General features: G+C 31.8%; 15 protein-coding genes. 8 read left to right on the top strand and 7 right to left on the bottom strand.

Annotated elements, in window-relative coordinates; all coding sequences use genetic code 11:
• Window positions 1–131: 131 nt before the first annotated feature.
• The 6 genes from ACH6EI_RS27585 (at window position 132) to ACH6EI_RS27560 (ending at window position 3,403) form a co-directional block, all read left to right on the top strand.
• Window positions 132–320, top strand: coding sequence for a DUF5397 family protein (locus ACH6EI_RS27585; protein ID WP_237074000.1), 189 nt, complete (start codon window positions 132–134; stop codon window positions 318–320).
• Between the two features lie 2 nt (window positions 321–322).
• Window positions 323–604, top strand: a complete 282-nt coding sequence (locus tag ACH6EI_RS27580) for a virulence factor (RefSeq protein WP_096865196.1) — start codon at window positions 323–325, stop codon at window positions 602–604.
• A 313-nt stretch (window positions 605–917) separates the two neighbouring features.
• Window positions 918–1,772, top strand: coding sequence for a replication initiation protein (locus ACH6EI_RS27575; protein WP_096865197.1), 855 nt, complete (start codon window positions 918–920; stop codon window positions 1,770–1,772).
• Entirely contained in the window at window positions 1,769–2,035 is a 267-nt protein-coding gene (locus tag ACH6EI_RS27570) for a plasmid replication protein (protein WP_096865198.1), read from the top strand. Before ACH6EI_RS27575 ends, ACH6EI_RS27570 begins: the two co-directional genes overlap by 4 nt.
• Window positions 2,036–2,045: 10 nt before the next feature.
• Window positions 2,046–2,480 carry a hypothetical protein gene (locus ACH6EI_RS27565; protein ID WP_112307962.1) on the top strand — a complete coding sequence of 145 codons (435 nt, stop codon included), beginning with the start codon at window positions 2,046–2,048 and terminating at the stop codon, window positions 2,478–2,480.
• Between the two features lie 11 nt (window positions 2,481–2,491).
• On the top strand, window positions 2,492–3,403 hold the full coding sequence (locus tag ACH6EI_RS27560; RefSeq protein WP_112307961.1) for a toll/interleukin-1 receptor domain-containing protein: 912 nt from the start codon (window positions 2,492–2,494) through the stop codon (window positions 3,401–3,403).
• 167 nt (window positions 3,404–3,570) lie between these two features.
• Here the strand turns inward: ACH6EI_RS27560 and ACH6EI_RS27555 are convergent, their stop codons facing one another.
• From ACH6EI_RS27555 to ACH6EI_RS27535, 5 genes are all read right to left on the bottom strand, one after another.
• Window positions 3,571–4,989: a relaxase family protein gene (locus tag ACH6EI_RS27555; protein WP_096865201.1), complete on the bottom strand. Its 1,419-nt coding sequence runs from the start codon at window positions 4,987–4,989 to the stop codon at window positions 3,571–3,573.
• A 2-nt stretch (window positions 4,990–4,991) separates the two neighbouring features.
• On the bottom strand, window positions 4,992–5,351 hold the full coding sequence (locus ACH6EI_RS27550) for a plasmid mobilization protein (protein ID WP_112307959.1): 360 nt from the start codon (window positions 5,349–5,351) through the stop codon (window positions 4,992–4,994).
• Window positions 5,352–5,634: 283 nt separating this feature from the next.
• A complete protein-coding gene (locus tag ACH6EI_RS27545) occupies window positions 5,635–6,165 on the bottom strand; it encodes a hypothetical protein (protein WP_015353863.1) in 531 nt (176 codons plus the stop codon).
• Between the two features lie 171 nt (window positions 6,166–6,336).
• The gene (locus ACH6EI_RS27540) at window positions 6,337–6,858 is read right to left on the bottom strand and encodes a hypothetical protein (protein WP_048609169.1); all 522 of its coding nucleotides are present in this window, start codon (window positions 6,856–6,858) and stop codon (window positions 6,337–6,339) included.
• 19 nt (window positions 6,859–6,877) lie between these two features.
• Window positions 6,878–7,189 (bottom strand): hypothetical protein, encoded by a 312-nt coding sequence (locus ACH6EI_RS27535; protein ID WP_015353861.1) that lies wholly within the window; start codon window positions 7,187–7,189, stop codon window positions 6,878–6,880.
• Window positions 7,190–7,345: 156 nt separating this feature from the next.
• Between ACH6EI_RS27535 and ACH6EI_RS27530 the strand changes: the two genes are divergently transcribed.
• Both ACH6EI_RS27530 and ACH6EI_RS27525 read left to right on the top strand, forming a co-directional pair.
• Entirely contained in the window at window positions 7,346–7,936 is a 591-nt protein-coding gene (locus tag ACH6EI_RS27530) for a recombinase family protein (RefSeq protein ID WP_015353860.1), read from the top strand.
• Between the two features lie 24 nt (window positions 7,937–7,960).
• Entirely contained in the window at window positions 7,961–8,455 is a 495-nt protein-coding gene (locus ACH6EI_RS27525; RefSeq protein ID WP_070928798.1) for a hypothetical protein, read from the top strand.
• 151 nt (window positions 8,456–8,606) lie between these two features.
• Here the strand turns inward: ACH6EI_RS27525 and ACH6EI_RS27520 are convergent, their stop codons facing one another.
• Both ACH6EI_RS27520 and ACH6EI_RS27515 read right to left on the bottom strand, forming a co-directional pair.
• Window positions 8,607–8,834, bottom strand: a complete 228-nt coding sequence (locus tag ACH6EI_RS27520; protein WP_096865195.1) for a hypothetical protein — start codon at window positions 8,832–8,834, stop codon at window positions 8,607–8,609.
• A gap of 50 nt (window positions 8,835–8,884) precedes the next feature.
• Window positions 8,885–9,505, bottom strand: a complete 621-nt coding sequence (locus ACH6EI_RS27515; RefSeq protein ID WP_112307963.1) for a ParA family protein — start codon at window positions 9,503–9,505, stop codon at window positions 8,885–8,887.
• Window positions 9,506–9,964: the final 459 nt, after the last annotated feature.

Here is a 9,964-nt window from a genome sequence, read left to right as displayed (position 1 = left end):
GCGCTTAGATACCGCTGATATCTGATATGGTTAAATAGACGCTTGACACTATTCATATGAACAAATTGACAAAAGAGTAGTATTAGATTAAAAAACAATCAGATTTATTGATCTCAAAGGAGGTTTTCATGATGACAATAAACAAAATACCAACTGGAGCAATAAAAACCTTTGGGAACTATGGGGTTCTATATCAGGTTGGCGAGAAAGATAGCGATCTTCCAGACGGAGATATTTTAGTGAATATCACCCTGCTAGAAAGTGGCGAAAAAGAGAAGTATAAATTATCTCAACTCATAGAAGATCCAGAAGCTAAATAATTATGTATGCAATTTCATTTGATTTAGTAGTAGCAGAGACATCAGCAAACCACCCTAAAGGTGTATCGCAAGCTTACATAGACATAGCTACAACACTGGGAAACTTCGGATTTCAACGAGTTCAAGGTAGCTTATACACAAACCACAACGAAGATATGGCTAACTTATTCAATGCAATGACCGCATTAAAAGCAATGAGTTGGTTTCCAAAGTCAGTAAGAGATATTAGAGCATTTAGAATTGAACAATGGTCAGACTTCACTAAGACAATAAAAACGCCATAACAATATAAGGAAAAGGGCTGAAAAATCAGTCCTTTTTTATAAATAGCATTACTTTCCTATGATCTAAAACCCCCCAGAAGATCTGGCTGTTATCTGATATGGTTAATCTAGACACTTGACACGACCAATGATCTAAATAAACAGTTTTCCTTTTTAGTATGAAAACCCACCCAAAAGTTGGCTGTTATCTGATATGGTTAATTTAGACACTTGACACAAAGAAAAAAGGAGTTATAACTTATAAAAAACAAAACCCCACACTCTGGTCGGCAAACTTAAGTGCAGGGTTTCAACTACAAGGAATTGTTTATTCATGTATAACGATAACCAAGAAACAATAATTAGTCAACTTCCCAATAAGCCATATTGCAGTGATAACCTAGATTACGGGCTAAAAATAAGACCTAAAAATAAAGCGTTAGATATGCTTTACTTACAGATAAATAATCCTTCAATTCAAACATGCTTATTGTTTGATATAGATAGAGATAACAGCTTTTATGATTTTGAAGAAGCACACCTCCCAGTTCCTCATTTTACAACTCAAAACCCAGAAAATGGGCGTTGTCATATGGGATATATACTAAAAAGAGGGGTATGTAAGACGCAAAACGCAAAGTTAGAACCTTTACGTTATGCCGCTGCAGTTGAGTTAGAAATGGGGAAAAGCCTAAAAGCAGATCAGGGATTTGCAGGCTTAATAACTAAAAACCCATTCAATCCACACTGGAGACCACACTGGAGTAATGCGGATTTATATGAACTCGATTATTTAGCTGATTTCATTACACTAGAAAACACAAATAAAGAGACCACTAAGTATGAAAGCTTTGGATTAGGTCGCAACGTCAACCTTTTTGACGACTTAAGGCATTATGCTTATAAAAATGTTTTAAAATTTAAAGACGTCAGCGATTTTCATCACTGGATGAATGAAATCGAAAAACAAGCAATTAATCTCAATACTTATTCAAATCCGACTAATTTATTACCTTTTAACGAAATTAAAGCAACAGCAAGAAGCGTTGGAAAGTGGGTATGGAAGAATTTTAGCTCCGAACAATTTTCAAAAATACAAAGTGAGCGAGGAAAAAGAAACCTAGGGAAGACTAAGACGAAGAAAAAAGCAGCTAATCTACTCGCTGCACTAAGGAATGAATTACTATGAAAATTAAAAATCAAAAAAGAAACACAAAAGCAAAAGATTTAGCATTTGAATATGGTGTATCAATCGCAACAGTAAAAAAATACTATTCTCAGGATCGTGAAGATTACGAACAAGAAGCTGCAGCTCGCAGAAAACAAGCGTTTGAACTTCGCCAGAAAGGTTTAGCCTGGAGAGAGGTTGCTGATAGCATGAATGCTACAATCGATGCCGTTAAATCATTAGCTAAGCGCTACAAGCAACAAGATTTAAATTTAATTGGATAGGAGATATTTCATGGATAAAAATGAATCAATTATATCGTCACTAGGTTATATTCAAGACATAATAAAAAGAATGGCATCTAACTCATTTTTTATAAAGGGATGGGCTTTATCAATAAGTGCAGTTATCATCGCACTTATACCAAAATTGGATGAAATAGAATCATACTCCCCAAACTCAATTCCTATCGTAATAACATTATCTATTATAATATTATTTATGTTTTCATTATTAGATACATACTATTTACAACAGGAGAGAATTTTTAGAAATGAGTATAATAGAAAGGTAGAATCTATTGATAATGAAGACATAAAGAATTCATTAACTATAATATCTTTAAAGAAGGTCAAAACTTCCTACTTATCTGTATACTTCACAATTAGCATTATACCGTATTACTTCATAATGATATCAAGTTTAATAATTGGAAGCTATTTAATATAACAAGGTGAATCATGCTACATAAATTCAATTTAAAAATAGATAATGAATCTTTAGATAGTAAACTTCTAAATAAAGATATAAATAATTATAATTCATTAATTTATAATTATGGTCAAGACAATTTAATAAAAGAGATTAAGTCAATATTAGATATTGATGAAGAAAAAAAGGAAGTAAAAATAAAGCATACTGATATAATAAAAAATTGGTTCCCAGAATCTGATTGTCATATTTTTATGTCTCATAGTCATAAAGATAAAAATATAGCAATAAAAATAGCTAATTACCTTTATGCAAATTATAAAATAAAAACATTTATAGATTCTTATTTTTGGCAATTTGTTGATAACGCTATTTATGAAATAAACGTCAACTATTCTAAAAACCCAAAACCAAATGACCACTTACTTAGATACGATAGCAGTCTAAGAGTTGGGACTAACTTTTATCTTACCTTATCAAATGCATTAATGGATACTATAGATAAAAGTGACTGTTGTATATTTTTAAATACAGAAAATTCCATATCTAACATAAACTCAGAAAGCGAAAGCACATACTCTCCTTGGATATATACAGAATTAAATATATTAGATAAAATTCGAAAGAACCCACATAAAGACAGAGGTATTCGCGTTGGCAATGAAAGTTTAGTTGAAAAAACGGCAGCTCTTTCCGCTAAAACAATAAATGAATCTTATAAATTTGATGTAGAATATGAAGTAAACCCTAGTTTTCGGCTTCCAACTATAAGTGAAAATATAATAGAGAAAATACTGACATCTCCTAATGAAATAATTGAGGATTATGAAGAAAAAGAACTTAAATATTCAAATGATAAAATTATTTTAAAAGTAAAAACAATTAGTTATCTTGATGACATTTATGATTTCATAAATTCAAATCTAAAGATTGAAAAATAAAACATATACTAAAGACACAATGGCTTGTTTTTTCATTAGACGAATTAATCGATTATATAGCTATGATTTCAAGGGCAAATCAATTGCCCTTTATAGTTTCTTTCTTCTTATTTTCTATTGCTTTTTTATATTGTGACATTAAAAAATCAACCATACGCTTTATATTTTCAATATCTGACTCTAAACTTTCTTCCTGAACTTTTGAGTTCGGACGCTTTTTCTTTTTGGAGGATTTTTGCTTTTTCTTTGCGCTCTTCGAGGGTTTTAGCTCTGAGACTAAAGCTGAAAGCTCTTCGCAAGATTTCGTTAAATAGTTCACTAAATCTAGCAACGTATCCTCTAACAAATCCATTTCTGAATTGAGTAGTTCTAATTGAGTCTCGAATTCTATGCTGCTGATCTCTAAATCTCTCAATTCCATGATCAATTGATTTCTGGACTCGTTTAGCTTCAAGTATTCTATTTCGTAATAATTCAAATCTTTCTGCTTCTGTTTTTTCTTTTCTCTTATTCGTTCTAATATATAACTCACTGTTTTCCTCCTCTATTTTAAAATTATTATTATGGTTAATATCGTGATATAAATTAGACTTAGAGAAAGTAACGCCCCCAATCCCAAATGAATTTTGAAATTCAAAATTTTGATCCAAATCTTGGCTGTTAACTCTGCTCTCAATGCTTTTCTCAATGCTTCTCTGTGAGCTTTTAAAGCGTTTTCTATGTTTATCTTGTCGTTTGCTAAGCAATCGCTCAAAGTCGTCTCTAAATTGATTGAGTGCGCTTTTAACAACTTCTGGATCTCTTCTATTGCTAACTTCTGGCTCTCTTCTATAATCTGCGTATATTCTACCCTCTTCATAAATATCTCCTTTTAAAACAATGGGTTTGTCGTCATTTTCTAACTTTATACTTATCGCATTTTTTCTTACTCTATTTATTTTATAACCTATTGATTCTATGTATTTTATTACTTCGTTACGATCTACTAATTCGCCAATCATAATTTTCCCCATAATTTCATTGTTAAGATTTTCAATAAGAAGCTTTTTATCTTTGGGAACTTGAGGATTTGGTTTATTTATCAATGTGTTTCTTTTATCTAACTTCTCTAATGGACTGGAAAAATCATTTTCATAATTTATGATCTCTGAAAATGTGTTGAATAATTTTCTATCTGTCTTATCAAAGTAAGCAGTAAAAGAACGACCGTCAGCCAATGCATTAAATGTTAAATAATTGAGTTCTAATCTATCTTTGTCAGTATGCTGAACCCACATTAAAGGCGGTCTATTCGTTAGTTCTATCCCTGAAAAAAGCATTTCTTCAAAATCAGACATAATTTTGACTTTTAAGTCTTCATTAATGTTTTCTTCTTCAAATGAGAGCACACCGCACACGTAGGGCGATTTTTTATTCTTTGGTAATATGAAGTTATTAAAATTTAATAAGTCTTGTTGTGACGTCATAGAGAGCGTTTTAACGTGTATCTGCTCTTCTGGTTTACTTATCCTTAATAAATAATTAACCGCATTTTTTATATTTCGTTGTTTTCTATCTGCGATACCGCCTATAATTTTATGATACATAATTAATTTATCCTGTTTTTTATATATTCAATATATTCGAAGATTTCCTCAATTAAATAAGCGAATTCCTCACCATTGCCTGATAAGAACTGCTCTAAGTCTGTATTCATTTTCTTAGCAATCTGGTTTATATTCACACCGATTTTATGTAACTCATAATAAACACCAGATTGATCTGTTAACTGAATGTCTTTTTTTATTTTTATTTCTTTATCGAGAATAAATTCACGCAATGCGGTAGCTTTGCTTTTCCTTTTATCTTTTGCTATTTGTTCGACAATGGAAAATTCCAAATCATTAAAACATAAACGCACAGAATTTTTTCGCTGATAGCGATCTTTATAAAACTTTTTCACTTCCATAAATAACACCTCCGATTGGGTTTTGATTTTGTCTTTTGGTTTTTCCGCCCTTGGGTGGGGATTGAAGGGGAGGGCGAAGCCAACCCCTCACAAGCGACAATACGCAGTATTGTCTGAGCTTGCTCTCTCACATATAAAGTAAATAAATCAAATAAAATAAAAGTCAAATATTTACATTTAAAGCTATTTAATCGATTATTTAGCTTTAGTTATTAATATCAATTAATCGATTAATTAGCTTAGATAGTAAAAGTTATATAGTCGATTAAATAGCAATAGTATTTCAAGAAAGCTTAGCTTCGTAAAAATAACATTTTATTTTTTCTACTGAGTCGATAATTTGATTTTTATATTTTGCTATAATTCCTTTTACTTCTTCTTTTTTTACTGGATTTAATACAATATTTTCACTCGTTCTTTTTATTTTAGTTAATTTATTTTCTTTATATTGCAATCCAGAAAAATGCTCATTGAGAAAGAACTCTCCCACACTTCTTCCTAGGCATTCAATAAAAAATAGATCTGCTATCCTCTGAGTCAGGTCTAACCCCTCAATAATCGCTATTTTAAGTATGTAGTCTTTTACTATGTTCCTTTTGTATCTTTTTATACAAGCGCTTAAATATGCACCTTTTATTGACCTTTTAACCTCCATGTTTTTTATTTCAGAAACTTCATTGTTTATACATTTTCTGATCTCAGAAAAATAATCATTATTGAAAAAATCTCCCAATCTCTCTTTTTCATTCCTTTTATTAATTAAATCACCTAATTGTTTAATCATTTCCTCTGGGCTTGGTAAATTATAATTCATTATAAACCTCTTTATAGTTATTTAATCGATTATTTAGTAAAATAAATAATACATAAAAAGGTAATGTCAAATTTTTATCTATCGAATACTATTAAATTTAGTTATGACAACACAGAAAGCAGGCAAAACTTGTTTTGTCTGCTTTCTGTGTTTTTTTGAAAACGTTTTATATTAATTCCAAACTTTCCAACCATTACTTGTTTTTTTTAAAACAGCACGTTTCTCTGCAGGGCTATCCATTCCTTCAATATCAGAGAAAGACTTTTTATCTACCCAACGAGGAACATCAACTAATTTCTCTGTATATGTGACCATGATTGTATTTTGCTCACCTTCAGTCCACTCTTTTATATCGTCAACAACCCGTTTCCCCATACACACACCACGTTTTTTATCCCAAAAATCTGTTTTAGCCCCCTTTTCGGTTAAGCTTATAACATAATCCCTATAACCTTGATTATGTAAAGTTACTAACCCTTGATTAGCTAATCCTTTTAAAATAGGTGAAAAATCTTGAGAAAAGTTATCTCGTCCTATTGTGATAGGAAATGAAATATCATTATCTTGTAGGCTATAACAATACTCCTTATTTTCTATGTTTTTATTTATCGCGTTCTCTATATCGCTTTTCTCACCACAACCAGACAAAGCTAATACCGTTAAAGCTAATACTGAACATTTAAACTTAGACATAATTATTCCTATTTATAAGTTATCTATACCAAATTGTCTTATTTCTTCTAAAAAGTAGTGTTCTTAATAAAGCAGGGAGCGTTATAAAAAATAAAAGAATAAGTATGAATACAATAAAACCTAGAACACCATTTGAATTCATGCCGACTGAAAGCCCCAAAAGCCCCCCAATAAGCAATCCTACAAAACCTAATGGCGCTACTCCATGTTGAGTCTCTTTAAATGCTTTATTAAAGTGCCCCCCGAATGAGTCAACTTTCTCAGCTCCACAGCTTCGACATATCGAAGCTTCATCATGAACCTCTGATTTACAAAATGGACACTCAGCCATACCTATTCCCCCTACGTATTTTTACGGTATCAAAAACCGAACGGTTATTGATATTAGGGATATAGGTAACTTTATTCGCTACAAAAGCATTGACATAACTTATTGATACCTTAAAACATTATGATACCGATTAATGATTCTTAGGAGGATAAAGTTATGGGTAGAATTTTTATTTATTGTAGGTGTTCAAAGGTAGAACAAGATACAGAAAACCAAGTTATGGCAATACGTAATTGGAGAGCAGAATTTAAAAATATTCCAGATTATAGGGTTGTGAATGAGACTATTAGTGGTGGCGTTCCTGCAATGCAACGTCCCCATTTTGCTAACTTGGTTAACAATAAGCTGGAAGCGGGTGACTCGTTAGTTGTTTTGAAATTAGATCGCTTAGGAAGAGATAATATCGATATTCAAAAAACGATAAGCTTATTAAGTGAGAAAGAAATAAACCTAATTTGTCTCGATTTACCAATAGCCGATCTCATGTCTGCAGAAGGTAAATTAATGATGCAACTTTTTGCCTCTTTTGCTGAATTTGAAAAATCTCGGATTATCGAGAGAACACATGAAGGATTAAGAAAAGCCAAAGCGAAAGGCGTCACACTGGGGAGACCTAAAGGATCAAGCATTCATAAAGAAGCTATACAAATAGCCAAAGAAGCAGGTTTAAGCCAAAGCAAAGTAGCAAAGCATTTAGGTATTGGTATAGCAACAGTAAAAAGACACTGGAACGCTAATAAAATTTAAATAATTCAAAGAGTAATATTTAGCATGAAATCATTATCAATCATATTCATATCATTATTTACGTTAAATGGCTGTGCATATTACTCTCACCAGTTCGGGTTAGGTGACCATTCCGCTTTTTGTTCTAATATAGAAAATGATAGAGATCGACATAACGAAAAATATTACATTAGTGGCTCTCAATTTTTCTATATCACAAAGAACGGTGATTACTACTCTGAAAAAGAGTTCAACCAATTGACCTCTCCAACACTGATCAATGTTTCCTATGGTGGGCTATCTGCTAAAGAGCTAAAAGACACAGCCAAAAAAGCCTTCACTGTTAAATTCACAAATACGAATACAAACAAAAATATTTGTTCTTCAACACTAGTTAGCTCTGATTCTTATGAAAAAAACTATATGGATTCTATCTTAGGTAGAAAACTTCTTATTTCAAGCGAGAAAGGCAAGGGAGCTTCTGGAAAAGAGATTTATCGAGATGAAGGCAAAAAAAGCCTTTCAATTCAATATCTTTAAATAATAACCGTTCGGTTTTTGATACTGGCATTTTATTACTGAAATACAAAATATTCAAATAAGAAAATACTGAATGTAAAAATAACAAACAATTAAAAATCCAACTAACTATTTGATATAACACAAACAAATTAATGAAATCATGATTTCATTAATTCATTTTACTTCGATACATTTCATATCCAGTCAATAACATTTCCGTCATTGAGATCCCCTGCTCTGCAGCATACGCTTTCATTTCTTTATGTTTGTTAACAGGAATTTTTATTTGAATAGGCTTGATATCTGTATCAGGCTTCGCTCCTTTCCCTGTCACGTCAAGGGTTGGCTCATTATCTTGTGGTGGTGTTAATTTGATATTACTTTTTGGCGCTTTCATTCTCACCTCTACTAATTAATCAATTTTATTTACAATACCAATTCATGATATCATGAATTAATTATATCATGAACTTCTTCAATCATGTTTTTAGCAATAAGATTTAATGACTTAAATGAGGTTTCATTCAATGCTCTCCCTAGATCAAGTGCGTTTCCGTAGCTCGTTTTAAAAGGAATTATTGAATTAAGCACATTAAAGCCCCAAGCCCTTATTGTTTCTTGAGCCTTAACGCCTTCACTGTCAGACGGGGATTTAGCAACAATAAAAGTAATCTTATCTTTATCTATTCCCTTTTTGATCAGCTCTCTCACTAACTCTAATGATGGCTCTAAGTCGTCAATTGTTGTTCCAGTAGAAACCAGAACAAGGTCTGACTCGAGAGCTACGTCTAACGAAGTTGTTTCGGCTGCAGGTCTTCCATCGATGATTAGCAAATGATATTGATCTTTTATTTTAACTGCAGTTTCAACTCGCCGGTATAATGCACAATCAACAACAGCTAAGCCGGCATCTTCTCTTCTTTTGCACCACTTCAAAGAGGTTTGCTGCTTTTCGTCAATATCTGCAAGGTGAGTTTTCCAACCGGCTTCAGTAAAACCTACGGCTAACGTTCTAGCTATAGTGCTTTTTGCGCCGCCACCTTTCTGACCAATGCAAGAAATTATCATGATTTCACTCTTTCATTATTTCATGTTGTAGTTGGCTATATTGCCACATTTAGATTGATATTAAAATAAAACTTCATGCTATCATGATTTAATGATAGAAAAATAAGTCACATTCAATAGAAATATTGGCTAATTTTTATAACCACATGCTAAACGCCGTATAACGCGCTTGATTGAGTTTTGAGTAATAAATAGGAAATCATAAAGGGTGAATGTAAAAAACGCCGCAAAATGGGATAGAGGAAGTCTAACAAATGATCTAAATAAGGATCTCTTTTGGATCTCGATCAATTAAACAAAGTAAATTACTACTTTCCCTTCAGTATACAAAAGCGCTTAGATACCGCTGATATCTGATATGGTTAAATAGACGCTTGACACTATTCATATGAACAAATTGACAAAAGAGTAGTATTAGATTAAAAAACAATCAGATTTATTGATCTCAAAGGAGGTTTT

The organism is Priestia sp. JSM ZJ58 (assembly GCF_044383985.1).
In the GTDB taxonomy this organism is placed as follows: Bacteria; Bacillota; Bacilli; order Bacillales; family Bacillaceae_H; genus Priestia; species Priestia zanthoxyli.
The sequence above is the reverse complement of the archived record's forward strand: the minus strand, read 5'-3'. Positions and strand labels throughout refer to the sequence as shown.